The organism is Listeria floridensis FSL S10-1187 (genome assembly GCF_000525875.1).
Lineage (GTDB): Bacteria > Bacillota > Bacilli > Lactobacillales > Listeriaceae > Listeria > Listeria floridensis.
On record NZ_AODF01000008.1, the window covers coordinates 79,646 to 101,532 of the forward strand.

The following is a 21,887-nucleotide window of genomic DNA, read 5'->3' on the forward strand; positions in this document are numbered from 1 at the left end:
GTGCTTGGGAATGAAGCAATATTTGGATTTGGAAAAATATGTTTTAGAACACGGGGTTGAAAAAGGCGACCGGACAGGGACAGGAACAAAAAGTGTATTTGGTTATCAAATGCGTTTTAATCTTGCGGAAGGGTTCCCGATATTGACGACAAAACGTGTCGCTTTCCGGCTTGTTGTCAGTGAACTGCTTTGGTTTTTACACGGGGACACGAATATTCGCTACTTGCTAAAGCACAACAACAATATTTGGAATGAATGGGCGTTTGAACGCTATGTGAAATCAGAGGCTTACACAGGTCCCGATATGACGGACTTCGGTTTGCGCGCAAGTTCTGATCCGGATTTTAATGAAATCTATCAAGCGGAGATGGCGAAGTTTAAAGCACAAATTTTGGAAGATGAAGCGTTTGCTGCTCGTTTCGGGGAACTTGGAAATATTTACGGCAAACAATGGCGCGAGTGGAAAACTTCAACGGGTGAAACGATTGATCAATTGGCAAATGTGATTGAAATGATTAAAACGAATCCGGATTCGCGCCGCTTGATTGTATCGGCTTGGAATCCTGAGGATGTTCCTTCAATGGCGCTTCCGCCTTGTCACACGCTGTTTCAATTTTTTGTAGCAGACGGAAAACTATCGTGTCAGCTTTATCAGCGTAGTGCGGATATTTTCCTCGGTGTGCCGTTTAATATTGCAAGCTATGCCTTGCTTACACACTTGATTGCTAGAGAAACGGGGCTTCAAGTTGGCGAATTCGTGCATACAATGGGCGATGCGCATCTGTATAATAATCATATTGCACAAGTAGAAGAGCAATTAAGCCGTTCGACGCGTCCACTGCCTCAGTTAGTTCTTTCAAATGAACCGGCTTCAATTTTTGATTTTGATGTAGCAGACATTTCACTTGAGGGCTACAACCCGCATAAAGCGATTAAAGCACCGATTTCAGTTTAAAGGGAGGAACGTAGATGCTTACATTTATTTGGGCGCAAGATGAATGCGGAAATATTGGAAAAGACAATACAATGCCGTGGTATTTGCCAGCAGATCTCGCTTATTTTAAAAAGCAAACAACAGGAAAGACCATTGTTGTCGGTCGAAAAACTTATGAATCATTTGGAAAAGCGCTACCGAATCGAACGAATCTTGTCTTGTCGCGCGATCTGAATTTGACTTTGCCGGATGCAGAGGTTGTACATGACAAGGAAGCAATTTTGAAGCGTGCAGAAACGGAATCGATTTTTATTTGCGGCGGCGCTGAAATTTATAAGCTCTTTCTTGATGAAGTGGACCGGTTGCTTGTCACGAAAATTGCGGCACGTTTTGATGCGGATACGGCGTTTCCTAAGCTCGACTGGGATCAGTTTAAGGAAGTAGGAAGAGTTGAAGGGACACAAGATGAAAAAAATCGTTATCCATTTACGTTTTACACATATGATCGCAAGAAAGCAAAGTAAGGAGTTGAAACACGTTGAAATCGAAGCTTGAACAAAATAGTGATTTGATTCGTTCGGCTGCCGATTTGTTTCGCTGCCCGATTTGCAAGGAAGATATAGTCTTTGAAGCGCCGCACTCGCTTCGCTGCCGGAGCGGGCACAGTTTCGACTTGGCGAAGCCGGGCTACTTGTTTTTGCTCCGGCACGCAGTGAAAACGAAATACGACAAGTCACTTTTTGAAGCAAGAAAACGACTGGTGCACACGGGTTTTTTTTAACGAAACCATCCACGTTATCCACGATGAAATAGCGCGGCTTCAAAAGGGAAAAGTGACGCTTGTTGATGCCGGGTCTGGCGAAGGAAGTCCGCTATTTCAACTGAAAACGGAACTTGGCGATAAAATTCAATTCGCATTCGGTTTGGATATTGCAAAAGAAGGTGTGCGTCAAGCGGCGCGTGACTATCCGGATATTATTTGGGTGACGGCAGACCTTGCGAATTGTCCGCTTCAATCAAGCAAAATTGATGTCATTCTCAACTTTTTATCACCGGCAAGCTACGACGAGTTTGCACGGCTACTGAATCAAGATGGCATTTTGATCAAGGTAGTTCCAGAAACGGATTATCTCAAGGAAGTACGGCAATTTTTCTATCAAGGTACGGAACGTTCGGCCTATTCGAATGAAAAGGTGACTGACCGGTTTCGCGAACATTTTGATGTCTTAAACGAGCAGCGCGTTACCGTGAAAAAACAGCTTTCTAAACAAGAATTGCTTGACTTGATTGAAATGACACCGCTTGGTTTTGATATTTCCGAACAAAAGAAACAAGCATTTTTAGAGGCTGAAATAACAGAAATTACAATCGACCACAGAGTGATTATCGGCAGGAAAAAGCCACAGTAAATTTCTTGAAGCACGACCAAACTTTTAAAAAAGGAGAGGTTTTAATGGAGGCACTTTTCGCTTTGCAAAACGGGTCTGACATTCGCGGAATTGGGATCGGAACAGAAGAACATCAAGTAACGCTGACGGACGAAGCACTGGGAAAAATCGGACACGGTTTGCTCGCTTTTTTGCGTGATAAAAAGAAGTTAACGGGGGAAATCACCGTCGCGGTGGGGCATGACAGCCGTTTATCTGCCGAACGAATTAAAGCGGCTCTTGTTTCCGTGTTAAAGGAAAACGGAATACATATTTTGGATGCAGGACTTGCAACAACTCCGGCGATGTTCATGGCGACGCAGTATGAAGCGTATTCGGCCGATGCCGGCATCATGATCACAGCTAGTCATCTACCGTATTTTTACAATGGCATCAAAGTGTTCACAAAAGAAGGCGGAGCGGAAAAAGCGGATATTCGCTATATTTTGGAGCAAGGAATGGCTGGGATTAAAGAAAATGAAAAATCGGGCAGTGTGAAAAAAATTGATTTGATGGATACTTATGCGGCTGATCTTGTCTCGAAAATTCGTTCTCAAGCTGGAGAGACAAATACGCCGCTTTCAGGCAGTAAAATTATCGTGGATGCCGGAAATGGTGCCGGCGGTTTCTTTGCTGAAAAAGTTCTTGTACCGCTTGGAGCGGATACAGCCGGCAGTCAGTTTCTGGAACCGGATGGTCATTTTCCGAATCATATTCCGAACCCGGATAATGATGAGGCGATGGCAAGTTTACGTTCGGCCGTTTTGAAAAATAAAGCGGATCTCGGTATTATCTTTGACACCGATGTCGACCGCGCAGCAATCGTAGATGCGGCTGGTGATAGTTTGAATCGTAATGCCCTTATCGCCGTAATCAGTGCAATCATTCTCGAAAGCCATCCAGGTACGACAATCGTTACAGATTCGACTACATCGAGTCACTTAGAACGCTTTATCCGCGATCATGGCGGCAAACAACACCGCTTCAAGCGTGGCTATCGCAATGTGATCAACGAAGCGATTCGTTTGAATGAAAGCGGGGAACCATCGGAGCTTGCCATCGAAGTCAGCGGTCATGCGGCGCTGAAGGAAAACTATTTCCTCGATGACGGAGCTTATCTGGTTGCGAAAATTCTCGTCAAGTATGCACAACTACGGCAATCAGGGGAGGACTTGAGCCATTTGATTCAAGACCTTGTCGAACCGGAAGAAAGCCGTGAAGTGCGTATCAAGATTGATACAAAAGATTTTAAAGCATACGGCGAACAAGTACTTGCTGATTTTCTTGTTTTTGCTAAAGAAACCGCAGATTTTGCTGTGGTACCAAACAATTATGAAGGCGTTCGTGTTAATTTATCCGGCGAATATGGAAGTGGCTGGTTACTTCTGCGGATGAGTTTGCATGAACCGGTTATGCCGCTTAATATTGAACTTGATCGGCTAGACGGTGCAGTCGCACTTGAAAAAACATTAGCTAGCTTCTTTAACCGCTATCAAGAATTGAATTACAGCTTGTAAGAGAAAAACCCCCTTGCGCACAAGGGGGTTTTTCGACTTGACAGTTGCGACTTCTTTATTTTTCCTGTATCATAAAAGTAAAGTAAGTACTTGATTATTTAAGGAGTGAATCAATGGAAGCTTGGATTACGAATGTCATGAACGAATTAGGCTATTTAGGTGTTTTTTTCCTAATCATGATTGAAAATCTATTTCCGCCGATCCCATCAGAATTAATTTTGACGTTTGGCGGTTTTATGACAACAATTTCCAAATTGAATGTAGTGTTTGTCATACTTGCGGCAACAATGGGTTCTGTCGTAGGCGCGATTATTCTCTATTCAATTTCGCTTTATTTTGGCAAAGAACGGATTAAGCGCTTTGTTGGGAAATACGGTAGAATTTTGCGTTTGAAAGAAGAAGATATTGACAAAGCAGAGCGTTTTTTCTTAAAATATGGTGGACGGGCAGTATTTTTCTGCCGAATGATTCCGCTTGTTAGAAGCTTAATTTCGATACCGGCTGGAATGGCGCGTATGCCGTTTCGTCAGTTCATTTGGCTGACGACACTTGGAAGTTTGATCTGGAATACAGTTTTAATCGGCATCGGTGCACTTCTCGGCGAATCTTTCGGGAAGGCAGCAGCGGCAGTTGATCAAGTAAGCACGGTGATCTATGTTATAATTGGTATTGTTTTTATCGCGTGTGCGGCATTATTTATCAAAAAACGCTTCCGCGGTGCCAAGGATTAAACGTTTTGAATCTTGAAGATTTTCTTCAAGATTTTTCTAATGAAAAAGGAGAGGGGGAAAGATTGTGAAAATTGGGTTGCGCACGCTTAAAACCGCTTTTGGAGCGGCCTTGGCTATTTTGATTGCCGAATGGCTCAAGCTTGACTACGCTGTTTCCGCCGGTGTTATTACGGTGTTAAGTATCCAAAATACAAAAAAAAGCATCACTCAAACTGGCGGTACAACGTGTCTATTCGACCGTGCTCGCGCTCTCAATTTCAGCGGTGCTTTTTCTTATCTTCGGCTACAATGCAATTAGTTTTGGCCTGTACTTGCTACTATTCATTCCGCTTGCTGTGAGACTTAAAGTTACAGATGGTATTGTAGTTAGTTCTGTCCTCGTGACGCATATTCTTGTGGAGCAGTCGCTCTCGCTGCACTGGTTTATGAATGAAATGCTCCTGATGGTTGTTGGAGCGGGCATCGCAATTCTACTTAACCTTTACATGCCTCGGCTTGATCTCGGAATCAAAGACGATCAGCATAAAATTGAGCAGTTGATGCGCCAAATCTTATTTGCGATGGCGCAGGGACTTCGAGGTGAAAGCCCGTATCTTGATCACGACCGCCGCTTCGATGAACTGAAAACTGCTTTAAAAAATCTTGAGCAAAAAGCCGGACAGAATCTCGATAATTCACTTCTGAAAAGTTCACCGTATTATCTGCAGTACACAGACATGCGCCTCGTTCAATATCGCGTCTTGACGCAGATGAAACGGCATTTGATTGAATTTGAAGGAACGAATGAGCAAAGCTTGGAGCTTTCGAAACTTGTTGAAAAAACGGCGCTTACTCTTGCAGAAGGAAATCCGGCGGAGCTTTTGGTACAAGAAATTACAGCCATGGTTCGTGCTTTCCGCAAAAGCGATCTGCCGAGTTCACGCGAAGAATTTGAAAATCGAGCGGTCTTATTCCAGTTTATGAATGATTTACGTTATTTCCTTGAAATTAAACGCGATTTTTATCAAGAATATGGAGAATTAAGTGTAAGCTAAAAAGGCGCCCGAACGGGCGCCTTTTTCATTAATTAAGCAGTTGCTTCACGTTGTTTCGTTTCTTTTTCAAGCGTTTTAGTCGCTTTGCTTGTCACAACTCCTGAAACCATGCTGTCACTAACATTAAGTGCAGTACGTCCCATGTCAATTAAAGGTTCAATTGAAATCAGCACGCCAGCAAGACCAACAGGCAGGTTAAGCGTTGAAAGGACAATGATTGCGGCAAATGTAGCTCCGCCGCCAACACCGGCAACACCAAAGGAACTGATCGCAACGACGCCGACTACTGTAAGAATAAAGCTGATAGAAGTCGGATCAATTCCAACGGTCGGCGCAATCATGATAGCAAGCATGGCTGGATAGATCGCGGCGCAGCCGTTTTGACCGATAGACAAACCGAATGAAGCAGCAAAGTTGGCGATACCGCTTGGGACGCCTAAGCGTTTTTGAGCTTCGATGTTCATTGGGAGTGAGCCTGCGCTTGTTCTTGAAGTGAAGGCAAATGTCAGAACCGGAAGTGCTTCACGCAGATAGGTTGCTGGGCTTACTCCTGTAAAGGCAACGATGAGGAGATGAATGATAAACATTGCAATTAATGCGGCGTATGAAGCAAGTACAAAATTGCCTAGCTTTAAAATGGCGCCTGCATCACTCGTGGCAACTGTATTTGTCATAATCGCAAAGACACCATATGGCGTAAGCCGCAAGATTAGCTTGACGATACGAAGTACGATCGCATAGATGGCATCAACGGCACGTGCAAAAAGTGCAGCTTCTTTTGGCTGTTTGCGTTTTACACCAAGAAAAGCAATTCCGATAAATGCTGAAAAGATAACAACGGCAATGGTTGATGTTGCACGAGCTCCCGTTAGATCAAGAAACGGGTTTGCTGGAAATAGTTCTAAAATTCGACTGGCAAAGGTAGCATCGCCCATTTCTTTCAGACCGCTTTGAAGTTCGCTTGCGCGGTTGAGTTCAAGTGTACCTTGTGAAATGTTATCCGCGTTTAAATGGAATAAGAGTGCGGAACCAATGCCGATAAATGCTGCGATCGTTGCTGTTACAAGTAGGGTACCAATAATCCAAATCCCGACTTTTGCAATGTTTGTTTTGAGTTCAAGTCGTGTAAAGGCTGCCACGATTGACACAAAAATCAGTGGCATAGCAATCATTTGAAGCAGTTTCACATAACCGCCGCCAATGATGCTGAGCCATTCTGTTGTTTGTTTTGTTACAGTGCTGTTTATGCCGAAGATCCACTGCAAAACAAACCCCGATAAAATACCGACAGCAAGTGCCAGTAAAACACGTTTCGAAAATGAAACATGACGTTTTTGTAAGAAAATAAAAAGACCGATAATAATAACTGCTACAACAAGATTAAGTATTACGAAGCTGGTATTCAACATTTTTCCCCCTTTTTAGGCAATCAATTCTTAAAGTACGATTAATCCGATAAGAATTGTTGGTTTTAAGGATACAACCTAAAATAAGGATTGTCAATCTTTTTATTTCATAAAAAAGACAAACGGTTTCGAGTGGAAACCGTTTGTCTAAAAATTTCACTTTATTTTTCACTTAAGCTTCTTGGAGGTTTTCTTGTTCTTCAAGTACTACTTGAGCCGCTGCTAGTCGTGCAATCGGTACACGGAACGGTGAGCAAGAAACGTATTTCAATCCCAGTTTGTGGAAGAAGTGGATCGAACGTGGGTCACCGCCATGTTCGCCGCAAACGCCCATTTTCATGTTTGGATTTGTCATTCTGCCGCGAGAAACAGCCATTTCAACCAGCGCCCCCACGCCAGCAGTATCTAAAGTTTGGAACGGATCGTTCGGCAGCAGGCCTTTTTCGCTGTAGCTTGGCAAGAATTTGCCTGCATCGTCACGCGAGAACCCGTAAGTGAGCTGGGTCAAATCATTTGTTCCAAAACTGAAGAATTGGGCTTCTTTTGCAATTTCATCAGCCGTAACACAAGCACGCGGAATTTCAATCATCGTTCCAATATCATATGGAAGTAGAGTGCGTTCACGGTCAAAGATTTCCTGAACAGATTGTTTGATTTCTTGTTTGACATAAGCCAGTTCTTCTTTTGATGCAACAAGAGGAATCATGATTTCGGGGAAGACTTTGATGCCCTCGTCTTGAATAGCAACCGCACTTTCGATAATCGCCTCAGCCTGCATCTTGTAAATTTCTGGGTAAGTAACAGCTAAACGACAACCGCGGTGACCAAGCATCGGATTCGACTCTGCCAGATCATTGACGCGTTTTTCAATCTCGGCGAGTGTTTTCCCCGTATCTTCTGCCAGTCGTTCCAAATCTTTTTTCGCTTTCGGTAAGATTCATGAAGCGGCGGATCAAGTAAGCGGATGTTAACCGGTCTGCCTTCTGCGATACGGAACAGTTGAATGAAATCTTCTTTTTGCATTTCTTTGATGTGCGCGAGTGCTTTTTCACGTTCTGCAAGCGTTTCGGCAACGATCATTTGACGAACGTAAGCGATTCTTTCTTCGTGGAAAAACATATGCTCTGTGCGGCAAAGGCCGATTCCTTCGGCGCCAAAGTGAATTGCCGTAGTCAAGTCATTCGGTGTGTCGGCATTTACGCGAATATCCAGTTTTTTCACATCGTTAACCCAGCTCATCAGTTCATCGAAATGTCCGCCGATTTCTGCTTCTGTCAGTTCAATTTCTCCGAGATAAACCTTTCCTGTAGAACCGTCAAGCGAAATTGAATCGCCTTCAGTCAGCGTAATTCCGCCTGCTGTCACAACGCGTTTTTCTTTCTCATTGATGTCGATTTCAGAACAGCCAGCAATACAGCACTTACCCATGCCGCGGGCAACAACCGCCGCGTGAGAAGTCATACCGCCGTGTGCTGTTAGGATGGCTTCGCTTTTTGCCATACCTTCGATGTCTTCTGGTGAAGTTTCATTGCGGACGAGAATGACTTTTTGACCAAGTTCAGCTGCTGCCACAGCTTCAGCGGCATCAAAGTATATTTTCCCAAAGGCAGCTCCCGGACTTGCTGGGAGGCCAGTTGCAAGAACTTCTCCTTTTTCAAGCGCAGTTTTTTCGAAAGCGGGGTGGAGCAGCTGATCAATTTGTTTAGTATCAATTCGCTTGATGGCGTCCTCTTTGCTGATCTTTCCTTCATGGACGAGGTCCACAGCGACTTCGATCGAAGCTTGTGCTGTCCGTTTCCCGTTTCGAGTTTGCAGAACATATAGTTTTTCTTTCTCGATTGTAAATTCGATGTCCTGCATGTCTAAGTAATGATTTTCAAGCAGTTCACAGGTCTCCATCAGTTCATAAAACGCATTCGGCATATGTTCTTTCAGTTTCGAAATATCTTCTGGTGTCCGAATTCCAGCCACAACGTCTTCACCTTGCGCGTTGATCAAGAATTCGCCGAATACAGCTTTTTCACCAGTGGAAGGGTTGCGCGTGAAGGCAATCCCTGTGCCACTTTTATTTCCGGTGTTACCGAATACCATGGCTTGGATATTGACAGCGGTTCCAAAATTAGGATCAATATCATTCAAGCGGCGGTAAACAACAGCACGCGGATTCATCCAAGAATCAAATACTGAATTAATCGCTAGGCGAAGCTGTGTAAGCGGGTCTTGCGGGAACGGCTTCGCTGCTTCATTCAAGTAAATGTCTTGGTAAGTGGTAACAAGTTTTTCAAGATCAGCCGGTGTCAGTTCAGTATCTTGTGAGTAGCCGCGCTGCTTTTTGATCAGCGAAAGCGCTTCCTCAAATTTGTAAGAAGGAATACCGAAAACGACATCACCGAACATTTGGATAAATCGACGGTAGGAGTCGAGCGATGAACGAGCATCGTTGGTCATGTTGATCATGCCTTTTACTGCTTCATCGTTTAAGCCAAGATTTAAAATCGTGTCCATCATACCTGGCATTGAAACAGGTGCTCCGGAACGAACGGAAACAAGTAGTGGATTGACGTTTGAGCCAAATTCTTTGCCGGTTTTTTCTTCAAGCTGCTTTAAATGTGTCAACACTTCATTAAAGATTTCCTCGGAAAGTGTTTGATCATTGTCATTGTAGTCTTTGCAGGCATCTGTTGAAATCGTGAATCCCGGCGGTACTGGCAACCCAATATTAGTCATTTCTGCAAGGTTTGCGCCTTTTCCTCCTAAAAGTACTTTCATTTCTTTCGATCCTTCATTAAACTGATATACAAATTTTCTCACAGTTTTCACCTCTTGATTGGATTTTTAATTCACTTGGATCATTTCTTGTACTAAAACAGCTGTTTCTTCAATAGCTTTATCTTCCACATGAATCACGCGACATCCTAGTGTCTTAAAGGTTTCATAGCCATATTCAAGCTCTTCCAAAATTCGTCTGTCGCTTGAATAGTTGCTCATTTCATCAAGTCCCATCGAACGAAGCCGAACTTTTCGAATTCTGCCGAGTTTTTCAGGCGTAGTTGTCAGCCCGATAATGCGTTTGGCAGGGATTTTGAAAAGTTCCTCCGGGAGTGGAATCTCAGGTACGAGCGGCACATTGGCGACTTTGAAATTCTGATTGGCAAGATAGCTGCTGAGCGGTGTTTTACTCGTTCGCGAAACCCCTACGAGCACGATATCTGCTTCAAGAAGTCCACGAGGATCCTTGCAGTCATCATATTTCACGGCAAATTCAATCGCAGCAATCCGGTCGAAGTAAGCGCTATCAAGTCGGCGCATATTACCCGGATCTTCTTTTGAACGGAGACCGGTGCGGGATTCAATTGCCAAGGTTAAATCCGTTGTGAGATCAATATTTGGAACTTTTTCTTTCTCACAATAGTTTTTTGCAAAAATAGCGAGCTTGGAACTGACAAGCGTTTGAACAACGATTCCGCCTGCCGCCTTTGCTTCTTCAAGTGTTTCGAGTAGAATTTCTTCGTCGCGAATAAAGGCGTGGCGGCGAATATCAGGCTGTTCCTCAAATTCAAATTGTGCGGTGACAGCCCGAATGGTGTGTTGCGCCGTTTCTCCAATCGCATCGGATATCACATAAATAACTACGGGTTGTTTCATGACTCTCCTCCTGCTATTTTTCTTTTAAAGTGTCGACGAAAAGTCGAACGATGAGTGATTTTGAAACTTTTCCGATCACTTGCATATCTTTATCAACAACGGGAAGCGAATCAACTTGATGAGCGACAAGAATATCAGCTGCATCTAAGACATCATCATTTTTTCGAAGTGTCAAAAGATTTGGCATGCGACTCATGATCGTTGCAATCGGTGTTTCTTTCGTATTTGACCCGGCAATCGCGCTTTTCAGCAAGTCTTTACGGCTTACAAGCCCGACCAGTCTGCCATCTTCTGCGACGTATAAACTGCCGACATCTTCAAGAAACAAGCGGACAATGGCGTCATAGATGCTCGTTTCTTTTGTCACAAGTATCGGATTTGACATAACAGAGCCGACCTTGAGTGAGCGGATATCTTCATAAAGTCCCGGGTTTTTTTCAAGTCCGGAATAGAAGTAGCCGACTTTCGGTCGTGCATCCAAGATTCCCGTCATCGTCAGAACCGATAAATCTGAACGGATTGTAGCACGCGTAAGTTTTAAGAAACGAGCAATTTGATCACCTGTTGCCGGTTCGTTTTTTTTTAACAAACGCCATAATCGCGTGTTGACGTTCTGAAAGCTGGATTGGAATCACATCCTTTAAAAAATAAGGTTACAATGAAATTATATAGTATGACACAATTAAAATCAACCCTTAATTATGTCATACTATATAAAATGGTCTATTTCTTTATTGTCTGAAAAATCAAGTTTTGTAAAGATTGGTCTATACATCGTTTTAAACACTAAAACTCGAATTCATGGTAATTTGGGTTTTTGATAATCGAACCGATGTTGATTAGAAGACCAATTCCTACATTACTAAGGAGGCGAGCGCTGGCTTGATTTTAAAATGTGCCGCTCCGGTATCATTTGCAAAAATAGAGCCGCAAAGAAGGAAGAGAATCCGTTTAATCGGGAACTTTTTATTTAATATCAATCCGCAGCGATGCTTGGCATGGTGCAATATTGGACGAAACGTCTGGAAAAAAACTCCGGAAGAAATTTGTGCGTTTCTTTATGTGATGAATCAAAAGGGAATTCTTGGGTTGATTGATGAAACGCAGCAATGAAAAAAGCAAGCTCGGATTCCAAGCTTGCTTTTTTAAACGTAGAATAGAATACAAAAATACATGAAGGTCGTTCCCATAATTACGAATAGATGCCAAATGGCGTGCATGTATGGGACTTTTGGAAAGCTGTACAAAACAGCTCCGATAGTGAACATGATGCCGCCTGCGGCAAGAAGCCAAAATCCGATAGGGCTTAGGCCGGCGTAGAGCGGTTTGATACCGAGTAGGACGAGCCAGCCCATAATCACGTAGACAATGGTAGATAAGATGCGCCATTTCTCCAAAAAGAAGATTTTGTAAAGAATTCCGAGAATCGCCATTCCCCAAATAACGCCAAAAAGTGTCCAGCCTAGTGCGCCGTTTAGTGTGATTAAAACGAACGGGGTATATGTGCCGGCGATTAAAAGATAGATCGAAGCGTGGTCAAGAATGTTGAAAAATTTACGTGCTCTCGTTGGTGTAAAGCTGTGAAGCAGTGTGGAGCAGAGGTAAAGCAACATTAAACTGATTCCGTAAATGATGAAACTTGTGAGATAAAGCGGATCATTTTTGCTTACTCCGTAAAGGATGAGCAGGACAAAGGCAGGGATACTAAGTAAAAAACCGATTCCATGTGTAATGGCATTTGCTAATTCTTCCTTGAAATTATATACAGCTTCGTTCATTGAATCACCTGTTTCGTTAAAAGATACTTTCATCATACGCTAAACAAGTACGAAAGAAAAGATTTTTTTCAACTTCTAGTGACTTCCTTCACAGTAAACTGCTATAATAGTGAGTATCAAGCAAAAATTGGATGTGAAGAAAATGACAAAAAAAAATTAAAAATTATTACCGATTCAACAGCTTGCCTGACAAGAGAGGAAGCAGAAAAATACGATATCGAGGTCATGCCGTTATCTGTTGAAGTGGAAGGCAAAATTTATGATCCGATTAAAGATTTAACGCCAAGTTCGTTTATGGAGCTGATGCAGCACTCCAAACAGCTTCCGAAATCTTCTCAGCCGCCACTTGGCAAATTTGTGGAACTTTATGAAAAATACTTGGATGAAGGCTACGAAGTGCTTTCGATCCATTTAACAGAAAAATTAAGCGGCACGGTAAACACGGCACGTCAAGCAGCTGAAATGGCGGGCGGAGCGGTTACGGTGATTGATACGGATTTCATTGCCCGCGGCCAAGCTTTCCAAGTACTGGAAGCAGCAAGAATGGCACAATCAGGCGAACACGAACTTGCTGATATTGTTGCGCGTCTTGCTGAAATCAAATCGAAAACAAAGCTCTATATTGTCGTTGTGACGCTTGAAAACCTTGTAAAAGGCGGACGAGTGGGACGTGTTCAAGGTCTTCTTGGCAGTTTGCTAAATATTAAGCTGATTGCTGAACTGAAAGAAGGGCAGCTTGAAGAGGAAGCAAAAGTGAGAAGCAATAAAAAGATTTTGAATTATTTACTAGATCTTATTCAAACAGAAAAACGTAAAATTGTTGAACTAGATGTGGAACATGCGAATGGCTTGCAGATGGCAGAAGCTTTTCAAGCGGGGGCTAAAAAAAATTCTTGGACTGGGTTCGATTCCGATTTTTGATGCTGACCCGGTTGTTGCAACACATGCTGGAAATGGCGCGTTTGCAGTGATGTACTATACGGAATAAAAGCGGGGAAAGACGATGAAGAAAAAAAACAAAGTGGCTAATTACGGCAGCTTTCATTGTGATCGCTTTACTAGTAGGCGGTCTTTTTCTTACAAACTATCTGGATGAAAAGAAAATTGAAGCAAAAACGCCGATCAACTTGCTTGCGATGGGAGATTCCTTGACGGAAGGAGTCGGCGATGAGGATAAAAATCAAGGCTATGTAGGGATTTTGAAAAAAAACTTTAGCCGAGAAAGAAGAAATCCGCAGTGTTTCAACGAGCAATTTTGGCGTGTCTGGTAATCGTAGCGACCAGTTATTAAAGCGGCTTAAGACGGATCAGACTTTTCGTAAGAAGCTTAAGGAGGCGAATGTCGTAACGATAACAATTGGTGGAAATGATGTCATGAAGGTACTCCGGTCACGGCTTTTAGAAGTGAAGGTGTCTGATTTCGACAAGGCAGAACAAAACTTCCAGAAAAATTTGGCGGAAATCTTTCAAGAAACACGTGCTCTTAATCAAGATGCACCGATTTTTCTGGTGGGGGTTTATAATCCGTATACGACGTATTTTAGTCAAATTAAAGAATTTGATGAAATTATCAGCAGTTGGAACGATGGTTCGGAAGCTTTTGTTAAGAAGCAAAAAAATGCCTATTTTGTTCCGGTTGCAAGTCAGCTTGAGAATCGGGATGAAAAAAATCGTGATAAACCGAATCCGCTTCTGGCGGATGATTATTTCCACCCGAATCATAAGGGCTATGAAAAAATGGCAGCTGCGGTTCAAACTGCAATTTTACGCGAGAATGCGGCTGGAAAGATTCCGAAATAGAAAGGTGTTAACGATGTGACAAAACGAACGACAAGAAGCGAAACCAAACAAAAACTTGTGCGCGAAATCAATTTTTGGAAATGGATTTGTATTGCGCTTCTGCTTGTTATTATCGGTTTTTTTGCTTGGATTTATCTTTCAATATTTGTATTAAGTCCAACTGAAGAGCCAACGCCTTCGCTGAAAAGTAATCATAAGCATGTGGAATTTACGACAAGTACTTCGAAGGCTGATTTAAATAAATTAATTGAAACATACATTGATGATTTTAGTAAGGAATTCAGCAATGATGAAGATATTGGTTATGATGTTTATGTTTCGAATAATGTTATTTTCAAGGCGGAAACAAAAATTTTCGATGAACCGATTGAAATGAAACTTATTTTCTCGCCGACAGTGAAGAAAAATGGTGATGTTGTGCTGACGCTGAAAGATTTGTCGGTTGGAGCGCTGCCACTTCCAGTTAATTCGGTTATGAGTTTTGTTAACAAGCAATATAAGTTTCCCGATTGGGTGACGGTGATTCCAAAACAAAAGAAAATCTATCTTAGTCTCGAAAAACTTAAGCTTGAAGGCGATACGAAAGTACGGGTCGATACGCTTGATTTGAAGAAAGACGATATTTCGTTTACACTCTTAGTACCCGTTAATTAATTGATTGACGAGGCAGATTGGGGGCTTTTAAATGACAGAGAAGAAATTAGAAAAAGCAACGTTTGCTGGAGGGTGTTTTTGGTGTATGGTGAAGCCGTTTGATACGCAACCGGGCATTGAACGTGTGGTTTCCGGATATACGGGCGGACATACTGAAAATCCGACTTATGAAGAAGTCTGCAGTGGAACAACTGGGCATGCTGAAGCGGTTGAAATCACATTTGATCCAGCAATTTTCCCCTATGATAAGCTTGTAGATGTTTATTTCATGCAAACAGACCCGACCGATGCGGAAGGTCAATTTGTAGATCGAGGCAGTTCTTATCGTCCGGCAATTTTTTATCATGATCGTGCTCAAAAAGAAACAGCTGAAAAGGCTGTTCGTGATCTTGAAGCAAGCGGACGCTTCAAAAAGCCGATCGTAACGGAGATTGTACCTGCAAGTACATTCTATCCGGCAGAGGACTACCATCAAGATTTTTATAAGAAAGACAGTGCTCACTATAAAGGGTATCGGAATGCTTCTGGGAGAGATCAGTTTATCCAAAGTCACTGGAAAGGATGAGGGAAAATGGATCAAAAGAAAAAAGAAGCACGTCTTAAGGAATTAACGGAAATCGAATACAAGGTGACACAAGAAAACGGGACAGAACGACCGTTTGAAAACGAGTATTTTAATAATAATCAGCCGGGGATTTATGTGGATATTGTATCGGGCAAACCGCTTTTTTCATCGACTGATCAATACGATGCAGGCTGCGGCTGGCCAAGTTTTACGCGTCCGATTGATGCGGCTGAAATTGAAGAAAACTTTGATACGAGTTTTGGTATGAGACGAACGGAAGTGCGCTCGAAGGAAGCTGATTCGCATCTTGGTCATGTTTTTACAGACGGACCTAAGGAAGCGGGCGGCTTGCGATACTGTATTAATTCGGCGGCGCTGCGTTTTATTCCGGTTGATGAACTGGAAGAAGCTGGGTACGGCAAATACCAGGCGCTGTTTAAATAACAAATCGATAAGGCTCTTTGGGAAAATCCGAAGAGCCTTTTTCAAGGGAGAGGAAAGACTCATGAAACTTAAAGTAGCTGTAATCGGTCTTGGAGGCATTGCGCAAAAAGCTTATTTGCCAGTCTTTGCAGAGCTTGAAAACGTAGAAGTTCATCTTTATACGCGAGACATGACAAAACTGAAAAATTTGAGTGAGAAATATCGTTTTCATTATTTGCATCAATCAATTGATTCTGTTATTAGCGCAGGGGTTCAAGCCGCATTTGTTCACAGCTCAACGGCAAGTCATGCGGAAATTGTGCGGCAACTGATCGAAAATCGGATTGCGGTTTATGTCGATAAGCCGATTTCGGATAAAATCGCTGAAGCGAGGGAGCTAACGGAGCTTGCAAAGGCAAAACAAGTGCCGCTTATGACAGGTTTTAATCGCCGCTTTGCACCCGTTTATCAGGAGTTAAAACAGCTTTCGGATGCGAATATGGTTGTGATGCAGAAAAATCGAGCGAATTCAGTTGGGGCCGCGGAAACGTTTATTTATGATGACTTTATTCATGTGGTCGATACGGTTCGGTTTTTACTCGATGGGAACATTGAACGGTTTGAAGTATATCCGCTTTTCCAAGGGGAAGAGCTTGCGAGCTTAACGGTGCAGTTTGTTTCGGATGGCAGGGTGGCAACTGCGATCATGAATCGCGATAGCGGCGTCGCAGAGGAAAAGCTGGAGGTATTCACGCCTGCTGGAAAATGGACGGCGCTTGATTTGCAAGAACTCGAAGTGAAAACGGGGACAAGCTTGCGCAAGGAGCGCTTTGGTGACTGGGAAAAAACACTCTATAAGCGGGGCTTTGTTCAAATTGTTACAGCATTTCTTGCCTCGGTAGCGGAAAACAGGGCAATGCCGATTTCAGCAGAAGATGCGCTTGAAACTCATGAACTATGCGAAAAAATCCTGCGAGCGCTTTAAGTTCTAACTTTACGTTTTCGGAAAAATCCTCTATAGTTAGAACATGAAAAAACAGTTGGAGGTAAAGCTTTGTGGGACGATCTTTTTATCACTTTTTAATGACGTATCGTGATCCGGAAAAGCGCGATGATAAGACAAACTTTGCGAATGCGGCTTACCGTGACCACAGTTTTCCAAAACAAGCGACGAATTATCAAATGCTTAGCAACTATTTGGAACTAAATGCACCGTATTTGAATGGTATGGCGCTTTTTGATGAGCTTTATGAAGAATATTTGCTGGATGAAGAAAAACATCGCTAAATGTGAATGGAGGAGAAAAAATGAGTGTACATATTTCGGCACAGCAAGGGGAAATTGCAGAAACGATTCTGCTTCCTGGGGACCCGCTTCGGGCAAAATATATTGCAGAAACGTTTCTTGAACATCCAGTTTTGTTTAATGAAGTGCGCGGCATGCTCGGCTATACGGGTGTTTACAAGGGCAAACGCGTTTCTGTAATGGGAACGGGGATGGGGATTCCGTCCATTTCGATTTATGTGAATGAACTGATTCAAAGTTACGATGTAAAAAACTTAATTCGTGTTGGAACAATGGGCGCGATTCAAAAAGATGTGAAGGTACGAGATGTTGTGATTGCACAAGCGGCTTCGACCGATTCAAAAATCAATCAAAATACTTTTCCAGGCGTGGATTTTGCGCCGGTTGCTGATTTTGGTTTATTAAAACGAGCCTATGATGCGGGTTCTGCTAAAGGCCTTTCGCTTCAAGTCGGCAATGTTTTTTCATCGGATCGTTTTTACAATGATGAGCTCGATAAGGAAAAGCTTGCGGCATACGGGGTTTTAGGTATCGAAATGGAAGCTGCGGCACTTTATACGCTGGCGCAAAAATACGGGCGCAAAGCACTTGCTATTTTAACGGTAAGTGATCATATTTTTACAGGCGAAGAAACATCAGCGCTTGAACGGCAAACGACATTCAATGACATGATTGAAGTAGCTCTTGAAGCAGCACTTTAAGTGTTAGATAGATAGAAAGGCATGATGGTCATAAAATGAAGACATTTATTTCACTCATGATTGCGATTATGATTGCGGTTATTCAAACGGTTTTTGGGACTGCAGATGATCAGTCAACCAAGTCCAATCAAACGAATACAACAAATGAAAAAGAAGAAGCAAAGCTTGAAAAACTCAAGAAAGATCCGCTTTATTCATTTATCAATAAGCAAAACAAATTGATGGATAAAGATGGAACGGAATATATTCAGAATGAGGATAATCTTTTGATTCTGGCTAATAAGGATTATTTGATGCAATCTAGTTATATTCCAAAAGATTTGGTACGCCCGAATGTCGAGTTTTCGTTTGGTGACCAGCAAATCGAAAAAGCTCAGATGAGAAAAGCAGCTGCTGATGGGCTTGCTGCAATGTTCAGCGGAGCGAAAACAGCAGGATATGATTTATATGCGGTTTCAGGTTATCGTTCGTATGCACGCCAGCAAGAAGTCTATCAAGCTGAGGTGAATGCGAAAGGTGTTGAAAAAGCGGGTGAAGCTGTTGCGGTTCCTGGAACAAGCGAGCATCAGACTGGGCTTGCGATGGATATTTCATCACGGAGCGCAAATTTTAATTTGTCAGCGGCTTTCGGCGAAACTCCGGAAGGGAAATGGGCAAAAGAGAACGCATATAAATATGGTTTCATTCTTCGCTATCCAAGCGGGAAAGAAGCAATTACGAAGTACGAATACGAAGCTTGGCATTTCCGCTATGTCGGCAAGGAAGCTGCTGAGATCATTTATAAGCATGACTGGACTCTCGAAGAATTTTTTGAGCAGGTCAAACTGTTAGACGATAAAGTGAAGAAAGCTTAATGTGAACTGTCTTTTCCTCAGGGAAAAGACAGTTTTTTTGTGGGTATACTGATATCACGGCACTCAGATGTTTATAGGAAACTTGTTTTTATTTGTTCTGCCGGCGAGAAACGGGAGAATCTCTCTTTTGTGACATTCAAAGGAAAACAAATCGAGCAAAGTGATTCAAATGTTCACAAAAAAAACACAGACAGGAGTATAAGAATATGATATTGTATACATGTAAAAAAAGAATAATCAGGAGATGAAATTGATGATGGATCAGTACAGAATGGGTCTGGAAGAACCACATTCGTTTGTGAAAACTTAAACATTGAACAATCAAGAAATGAAATCAATCTTTACAGCGCTAATCTTTTATTCAAAACAGTTCACACCGAAAATGGCTTTAAATGAACAATAATTTTCGGAAATGTGGTTATCAATGCGAACAAGAAAATAGACTCGTTATGAAGATTCATAGGAGCTTTTCTTTGTAGAAAGGAGTACTAGTTATGGCACCTATCACAAGTGATTTGGGACAAGCTTCAGAAAAGGCGACGGCACTGCAACAGGCAGTCTCATCTCTTCAAACGACCGCGACAGTTTCAAAAGATGAGCAAACGACAGTGGCTGGAAATAAAAATGCCCATGAAGCTATTCAAGCAGAAGCGGATGCTGTTATGCACATTGCACAAGCGTTAACTGCCGCCAGTGCAAATTTGCAAAGTGTTGCGCAAGAATTTGCTGCAAAAGACGAAGAGTTAGGGAGCGCTTTTCAGCTAATGGGGGAAGATGGTTTATGAAAACACCGGAATCATATCAACAGGAAGAGCAACTTTTACTAAGGAAGGAAGAAGAAAATCTTCAAAAGCGAAGAGAAATAGAACGGCTAAAAGAGTCTTACGAGACGCATTTTCGACAAGGGCTTCGCTTTATGGACGGGCTTCGTTACACTTTTCGGCAGAATGATCGAGCTTTTATTCACGAAAATATGCAAGATCGTGTTTTTGCATTTTCGCATTCTATTCGTGACGACTTGGAAGAAACGGCTGAATTGTATCAGCGAGAAAAAAGACAACTCGAAGACCAGTTGAATGAAATCGCTTATGAAAAACGAAAAGCACGCTTAGAGGAACGGGAGGGTCTGGGATGAGTATTGATATGTATGTGTCGAAGTCAAAAGCACAAGAAGCAAGTACGAGTAGCGTCTGTCAACATCATGTAGAAGGTTATGCCGCTATTCAACAAGCGATCAGTCAGTTTACACTAAGCAGTCCACTTCTCATGGGAAAAGCATATGAGTCTGCGAAGGCCTTTTATAGTGCAGTACTGTATCCGCTTGTTCAGGCGGGAATTCTATTGTCTGAAGCTACAGGAAAAGCAGTGAAGGAGTTTCCCGAGCGTTATCAAAGTGAAGTAGACAGCGGCGATTTGAAGCAATCGGAGCTGGAAGAAAAAATACGAGAAGTAGATCAACTTATTACGCAAACGAATGATATTCATCACATGCTAACCTCATCTAGCTTAACAGAATTAGATCGGCAAAATCAGATTCTGCTTAATCGAGGCCTGTTAGATACTTATCAAACTGAAAAGAAGGAATTGGAAGAGAAGCTTCAGAAGTTAGTAGCATTTAACGCCAGTTCTCCAACTCTATTTTCAGAAATTACCAGTTTGAAACAAGCTATTGATCAGGGCCTTGCACAAACGAGAACTGCATGGAATAGTCAAGCTGGTACATTTGTCATTCCTAGCAATGATGACTTAGAGTGGGTTAATCGGATACAGGAAATTCAAGCAAGAAAAAGTGAACAAGAAGGTGCAGATTCGCAATTGAAGGGAGTTAAAGATGTTGGGATATCTGTCATGTCTGGGACAGTTGTCGGCGTGGCTGGTAATGAAATTGAAAATAGTTTAACAGGCATCGGAGCGCGACGGGGAGCAAAGGAATCTCTTTCCATATGGCAAAATAGATATTCAATTGAAACTGCTGATGGGGCAATACTTGGCAAAGTACCAGGAGCGACGCAAGCCCTACGAGAATCTACTGAACAATCAGCGGTAAATCTTGCAGGATATTCTGGTAAAGCTCTATCTGAGGGTGCTGGATTATTAGTTGGTGTTGGTATTGATATGTGGAGTGGTGACAGTGCTGAAGAGGCTTGGGGTAAAGAGATAGTAACAGCTACTGCGGTGATTGGTACGACTGGATTGATCGAAGCTGGAAGCGCTGCTCTCGTAAGTGTCGGTGTATTAGCGAATCCAATTGGTGTTGGGGTTGTGGGAGCAGTAGCAATAGGAGTAGGAATAGGGCTAGCGAATGATTGGACTAGAGACCACTTCCAGGGTGTGAAAGATTTTGAAGATAATATTGGGGAAGCAGTGGTATCACGTTGGAATAATGTGAAGGAAGGAGCCCAAGGTTTATTTGGGAGTATATTTTAGATGAAAGACGAAGGATATATAGTGGAGGGTAAGATATATAATCTCTCTTTTGATGAGAAAAATATGGTGCGAGGATGGTTACTCTTAGTAATTGACAGTAATGAATACTTGATAAGACAAAATTCAACACTATTGGGTATTGGAATTTTTAAAATACGGAGGAAGATTTATCAGGCAGATATAGAATTGAAGAATCATAGGATTAATGGAAAGAAAGTAGCTAGACAAGAAAAAAATAGAGCCCAAAAAAAGAATATTGGAATAGGAATAGGGATCGCTTTAAGCGCACTGCTAGCATATTTAGTTCCAACAAATTGGTTGTGGGGAAGTATTAATTATCCAGTCAGTATTGTGAGTGGGCTAATAAATATAATAATTGTTTGGGCAGTGCTTCTGCTTTGTTTTAAGTGCTTGTCCATTTACCGAAAAGAAAAGTTTGTGAAACAAGTAGAAAAACTTAATGGTCAACTCTTATATAAAGGCAGCGGATGTTTACATTCTTTTGTGAATCAAAAGCAGACTGATCTAAAAATATCCAAGTTCTCAATATTTATAGGGTTTCTTATTTTTTTTTGTACTGCTAGGTTTCTTATTGTTTGTTTTACCTTTTATTGTTCAAGAAAGATTATTTGCTTTTATTACTGTATTCATTATTCTGCTTCTATTTTTTAATGGAAAGGTCTATG

The 21,887-nt window shown here is 42.2% G+C and carries 20 protein-coding genes and 5 pseudogenes; 20 read left to right on the forward strand and 5 right to left on the reverse strand.

Going from position 1 to position 21,887, the window contains the following annotated elements; genetic code table 11:
- Positions 1-10: 10 nt before the first annotated feature.
- The 7 genes and pseudogenes from MFLO_RS04630 (at position 11) to MFLO_RS04655 (ending at position 5,643) form a co-directional block, all read left to right on the forward strand.
- Positions 11-955 (forward strand): thymidylate synthase, encoded by a 945-nt coding sequence (locus tag MFLO_RS04630; RefSeq protein ID WP_036096709.1) that lies wholly within the window; start codon positions 11-13, stop codon positions 953-955.
- Positions 956-969: 14 nt separating this feature from the next.
- A complete protein-coding gene (locus MFLO_RS04635; RefSeq protein ID WP_036096711.1) occupies positions 970-1,458 on the forward strand; it encodes a dihydrofolate reductase in 489 nt (162 codons plus the stop codon).
- A gap of 14 nt (positions 1,459-1,472) precedes the next feature.
- Positions 1,473-1,715 carry a putative RNA methyltransferase gene (locus tag MFLO_RS16280; RefSeq protein WP_241433542.1) on the forward strand — a complete coding sequence of 81 codons (243 nt, stop codon included), beginning with the start codon at positions 1,473-1,475 and terminating at the stop codon, positions 1,713-1,715.
- Positions 1,675-2,343: a methyltransferase domain-containing protein gene (locus tag MFLO_RS04640; RefSeq protein WP_241433543.1), complete on the forward strand. Its 669-nt coding sequence runs from the start codon at positions 1,675-1,677 to the stop codon at positions 2,341-2,343. Before MFLO_RS16280 ends, MFLO_RS04640 begins: the two co-directional genes overlap by 41 nt.
- A 44-nt stretch (positions 2,344-2,387) precedes the next feature.
- Positions 2,388-3,878, forward strand: coding sequence for a phosphohexomutase domain-containing protein (locus MFLO_RS04645; protein ID WP_036096713.1), 1,491 nt, complete (start codon positions 2,388-2,390; stop codon positions 3,876-3,878).
- A gap of 113 nt (positions 3,879-3,991) precedes the next feature.
- Positions 3,992-4,609 carry a DedA family protein gene (locus MFLO_RS04650; protein WP_036096714.1) on the forward strand — a complete coding sequence of 206 codons (618 nt, stop codon included), beginning with the start codon at positions 3,992-3,994 and terminating at the stop codon, positions 4,607-4,609.
- A gap of 64 nt (positions 4,610-4,673) precedes the next feature.
- A pseudogene (locus MFLO_RS04655) lies at positions 4,674-5,643 on the forward strand (aromatic acid exporter family protein).
- 32 nt (positions 5,644-5,675) lie between these two features.
- Here the strand turns inward: MFLO_RS04655 and MFLO_RS04660 are convergent.
- From MFLO_RS04660 to trhA, 5 genes and pseudogenes are all read right to left on the reverse strand, one after another.
- Positions 5,676-7,049 carry an L-cystine transporter gene (locus MFLO_RS04660; RefSeq protein WP_036096716.1) on the reverse strand — a complete coding sequence of 458 codons (1,374 nt, stop codon included), beginning with the start codon at positions 7,047-7,049 and terminating at the stop codon, positions 5,676-5,678.
- Positions 7,050-7,221: 172 nt separating this feature from the next.
- Positions 7,222-9,860: pseudogene (gene ppdK, locus MFLO_RS04665) on the reverse strand (pyruvate, phosphate dikinase).
- A gap of 24 nt (positions 9,861-9,884) precedes the next feature.
- Positions 9,885-10,694, reverse strand: a complete 810-nt coding sequence (locus MFLO_RS04670; protein WP_036096717.1) for a pyruvate, water dikinase regulatory protein — start codon at positions 10,692-10,694, stop codon at positions 9,885-9,887.
- Between the two features lie 13 nt (positions 10,695-10,707).
- A pseudogene (gene ccpN / locus MFLO_RS04675) lies at positions 10,708-11,329 on the reverse strand (transcriptional regulator CcpN).
- 510 nt (positions 11,330-11,839) lie between these two features.
- Complete coding sequence (trhA, locus tag MFLO_RS04685) at positions 11,840-12,472, reverse strand: PAQR family membrane homeostasis protein TrhA (RefSeq protein ID WP_036096723.1); 633 nt, start codon at positions 12,470-12,472, stop codon at positions 11,840-11,842.
- Positions 12,473-12,598: 126 nt separating this feature from the next.
- Here trhA and MFLO_RS04690 point away from each other — a divergent pair.
- From MFLO_RS04690 to MFLO_RS04750, 13 genes and pseudogenes are all read left to right on the forward strand, one after another.
- A pseudogene (locus tag MFLO_RS04690) lies at positions 12,599-13,460 on the forward strand (DegV family protein).
- 40 nt (positions 13,461-13,500) lie between these two features.
- Positions 13,501-14,272: pseudogene (locus tag MFLO_RS04695) on the forward strand (SGNH/GDSL hydrolase family protein).
- 15 nt (positions 14,273-14,287) lie between these two features.
- Positions 14,288-14,926, forward strand: coding sequence for a YpmS family protein (locus MFLO_RS04700; protein WP_036096725.1), 639 nt, complete (start codon positions 14,288-14,290; stop codon positions 14,924-14,926).
- A gap of 31 nt (positions 14,927-14,957) precedes the next feature.
- Positions 14,958-15,491 carry a peptide-methionine (S)-S-oxide reductase MsrA gene (gene msrA / locus MFLO_RS04705; protein ID WP_036096727.1) on the forward strand — a complete coding sequence of 178 codons (534 nt, stop codon included), beginning with the start codon at positions 14,958-14,960 and terminating at the stop codon, positions 15,489-15,491.
- A gap of 6 nt (positions 15,492-15,497) precedes the next feature.
- Positions 15,498-15,935, forward strand: coding sequence for a peptide-methionine (R)-S-oxide reductase MsrB (gene msrB, locus MFLO_RS04710; protein WP_036096729.1), 438 nt, complete (start codon positions 15,498-15,500; stop codon positions 15,933-15,935).
- A 61-nt stretch (positions 15,936-15,996) separates the two neighbouring features.
- Positions 15,997-16,899, forward strand: a complete 903-nt coding sequence (locus MFLO_RS04715; protein ID WP_036096730.1) for a Gfo/Idh/MocA family protein — start codon at positions 15,997-15,999, stop codon at positions 16,897-16,899.
- A gap of 71 nt (positions 16,900-16,970) precedes the next feature.
- The gene (locus MFLO_RS04720) at positions 16,971-17,201 is read left to right on the forward strand and encodes a YozE family protein (RefSeq protein ID WP_036096731.1); all 231 of its coding nucleotides are present in this window, start codon (positions 16,971-16,973) and stop codon (positions 17,199-17,201) included.
- Positions 17,202-17,221: 20 nt separating this feature from the next.
- The gene (gene deoD, locus MFLO_RS04725) at positions 17,222-17,920 is read left to right on the forward strand and encodes a purine-nucleoside phosphorylase (RefSeq protein WP_036096732.1); all 699 of its coding nucleotides are present in this window, start codon (positions 17,222-17,224) and stop codon (positions 17,918-17,920) included.
- A 35-nt stretch (positions 17,921-17,955) separates the two neighbouring features.
- The gene (locus MFLO_RS04730; RefSeq protein ID WP_036096733.1) at positions 17,956-18,774 is read left to right on the forward strand and encodes a M15 family metallopeptidase; all 819 of its coding nucleotides are present in this window, start codon (positions 17,956-17,958) and stop codon (positions 18,772-18,774) included.
- Positions 18,775-19,268: 494 nt separating this feature from the next.
- Entirely contained in the window at positions 19,269-19,559 is a 291-nt protein-coding gene (locus MFLO_RS04735) for a TIGR04197 family type VII secretion effector (protein WP_036096734.1), read from the forward strand.
- On the forward strand, positions 19,556-19,909 hold the full coding sequence (locus tag MFLO_RS04740) for a DUF3958 family protein (RefSeq protein WP_036096735.1): 354 nt from the start codon (positions 19,556-19,558) through the stop codon (positions 19,907-19,909). Before MFLO_RS04735 ends, MFLO_RS04740 begins: the two co-directional genes overlap by 4 nt.
- The gene (locus tag MFLO_RS14585) at positions 19,906-21,201 is read left to right on the forward strand and encodes a T7SS effector LXG polymorphic toxin (RefSeq protein ID WP_051993517.1); all 1,296 of its coding nucleotides are present in this window, start codon (positions 19,906-19,908) and stop codon (positions 21,199-21,201) included. Before MFLO_RS04740 ends, MFLO_RS14585 begins: the two co-directional genes overlap by 4 nt.
- Positions 21,202-21,873 (forward strand): hypothetical protein, encoded by a 672-nt coding sequence (locus MFLO_RS04750; protein WP_051993518.1) that lies wholly within the window; start codon positions 21,202-21,204, stop codon positions 21,871-21,873.
- The last annotated feature ends 14 nt before the right edge of the window (positions 21,874-21,887 follow it).

Coding starts and splice junctions, on each gene's coding strand:
- MFLO_RS04630 (WP_036096709.1), top strand. CDS start 11: ATGAAGCAATATTTGGATTTGGAAAAATATGTTTTAGAACACGGGGTT.
- MFLO_RS04635 (WP_036096711.1), top strand. CDS start 970: ATGCTTACATTTATTTGGGCGCAAGATGAATGCGGAAATATTGGAAAA.
- MFLO_RS04645 (WP_036096713.1), top strand. CDS start 2,388: ATGGAGGCACTTTTCGCTTTGCAAAACGGGTCTGACATTCGCGGAATT.
- MFLO_RS04650 (WP_036096714.1), top strand. CDS start 3,992: ATGGAAGCTTGGATTACGAATGTCATGAACGAATTAGGCTATTTAGGT.
- MFLO_RS04670 (WP_036096717.1), bottom strand. CDS start 10,694: ATGAAACAACCCGTAGTTATTTATGTGATATCCGATGCGATTGGAGAA.
- trhA (WP_036096723.1), bottom strand. CDS start 12,472: ATGAACGAAGCTGTATATAATTTCAAGGAAGAATTAGCAAATGCCATT.
- msrA (WP_036096727.1), top strand. CDS start 14,958: ATGACAGAGAAGAAATTAGAAAAAGCAACGTTTGCTGGAGGGTGTTTT.
- msrB (WP_036096729.1), top strand. CDS start 15,498: ATGGATCAAAAGAAAAAAGAAGCACGTCTTAAGGAATTAACGGAAATC.
- MFLO_RS04715 (WP_036096730.1), top strand. CDS start 15,997: ATGAAACTTAAAGTAGCTGTAATCGGTCTTGGAGGCATTGCGCAAAAA.
- deoD (WP_036096732.1), top strand. CDS start 17,222: ATGAGTGTACATATTTCGGCACAGCAAGGGGAAATTGCAGAAACGATT.
- MFLO_RS04730 (WP_036096733.1), top strand. CDS start 17,956: ATGAAGACATTTATTTCACTCATGATTGCGATTATGATTGCGGTTATT.
- MFLO_RS04735 (WP_036096734.1), top strand. CDS start 19,269: ATGGCACCTATCACAAGTGATTTGGGACAAGCTTCAGAAAAGGCGACG.
- MFLO_RS04740 (WP_036096735.1), top strand. CDS start 19,556: ATGAAAACACCGGAATCATATCAACAGGAAGAGCAACTTTTACTAAGG.
- MFLO_RS14585 (WP_051993517.1), top strand. CDS start 19,906: ATGAGTATTGATATGTATGTGTCGAAGTCAAAAGCACAAGAAGCAAGT.
- MFLO_RS04750 (WP_051993518.1), top strand. CDS start 21,202: ATGAAAGACGAAGGATATATAGTGGAGGGTAAGATATATAATCTCTCT.